This window comes from Pseudomonadota bacterium, assembly GCA_026388215.1.
Taxonomy (GTDB): Bacteria; Desulfobacterota; Syntrophorhabdia; order Syntrophorhabdales; family Syntrophorhabdaceae; genus JAPLKF01.
Genome location: JAPLKF010000274.1, coordinates 1 through 1600 on the forward strand (window position 1 = coordinate 1; position 1600 = coordinate 1600).

The following is a 1600-nucleotide window of genomic DNA, read 5'->3' on the forward strand; positions in this document are numbered from 1 at the left end:
ATGAATACACTCGGTGGATACGCCAATATCTACGGTATAATCGACCTTTCAGGAGCCACCCCGTACATATATGCGACTGGTAAGGTTAGTAGAATAACCGGTGGCATGTTTCTGAAGGCTTTCGGGGAAGAGACGCATGTATTTGATAGCAGGGCAATGTTATATGGAAGCTTATCATCCGAAGGGAACAACATGAAAGGGCTTCTCAGCAGGATGAACGGTAACCTCATCGTGTATAGTAAGGATGGTGTGATAAAAAAGTGGAATCTTCTCTCAAAGATATTTGGACTTTTAAATGTCTATGACCTCCTTAAAGGTAAGGTAGATTTAAAACAGGAGGGCCTGTCATATAAAAGGTTGGGGGCAACCTTTACTGTTAAGGACGGTATTTTTAATACAAAGGATTTCCTTATAGATAGCCCATCTATGTTAATAACCGGAAATGGCAATCTGGACATGAATAAAAATGAAATAGATGGGAGTATCGCTGTGTCACCCCTTGTTACCGTGGACAGAATTATAAATAAGATCCCCATCTTGAGAAACATTATCGGGGGAAAAGAGAAGGGTTTTTTCTATACAGCGTATAATGTAAAAGGACCGATAAATGACCCTGAGATAAGTTTAAATTTCACAGAAAGTATCGGCGGTAAAACAATTGAAATATTGAGAAACATACTGGTCTTACCAAAAGAGGTGTTTGAGCAGTGAAAATCGGGATAATTGGTGCTGGCAAGGTAGGCATATCAATAGGACATGTGATGAAAAAAAGGGGGCTTGATGTTATAGGGGCCTCTGACATAAAAAAGGCACCCCTTGATGTCGCAAGGAGATATTTAGGCAATGACTGTATTTACACAACAGATAACAGTGAGATTGTAAGGGCTTCGGATATCATAGGCATAACAACACAGGATGGTGAGATCGAAAAGGTAGCAAAAGAGATTTTCAAAGGCTTTAAAACAGTTAAAAACAAATTATTCTTTCATACAAGCGGTGCCCACCCCTCTTCCATTCTTTCGCCCCTTGAGGAAAAGGGGGCTATTCTTGGTTCTCTACACCCACTTCAAACCTTTCCTGATATCGATAGTGCAATTGATGTCCTGCCAGGCACATATATATTTATTGAGGGTGACAAAAAGGCTCTCAAACAATTGGAATTCTTGGGAACACACATCGGTTATAAGGTTGTAACAATAGAGGGTAAAAACAAAGTGCTTTATCATCTCTCTGCAGTATTTGTATGTAACCTTTTGTGTGCACTACTCTATGCTGGTGAAGGCATTATGGACAGGATTGGCATAGAACTTGAGCCATTTTTCCCTATCATTAATGCCACACTGAAAAATATCGAGACTAAAGGTCCGCTTATGTCGCTCACAGGGCCAGTGATTCGGGGTGATGTTGGTACTATTATTGACCATATTGAAGCAATGAGCGATATGAAACTGCAAAAAAGGATATATAAGGCCCTTTCATTGGCTGCTCTCGATCTGGTAAAAAAAAGAAAGATTCTAAATAAAGAGGTATTGGAGCTTTTAAAAAATGTATTGGAGGAAATATAGATTTATAAGGGGTCGAGGGTATCACTCGAACCCTC

At 39.8% G+C, this 1600-nt stretch carries 2 protein-coding genes; both read left to right on the top strand.

The window, feature by feature from the left end; all coding sequences use genetic code 11:
* Nucleotides 1-711, top strand: a 711-nt coding sequence (locus NTU69_12645) for an AsmA-like C-terminal region-containing protein (GenBank protein ID MCX5804353.1), incomplete at its 5' end; no start/stop codon positions are given.
* Nucleotides 708-1565 (top strand): DUF2520 domain-containing protein, encoded by an 858-nt coding sequence (locus tag NTU69_12650; protein MCX5804354.1) that lies wholly within the window; start codon nucleotides 708-710, stop codon nucleotides 1563-1565. The genes NTU69_12645 and NTU69_12650, both read left to right, overlap by 4 nt.
* Nucleotides 1566-1600: the final 35 nt, after the last annotated feature.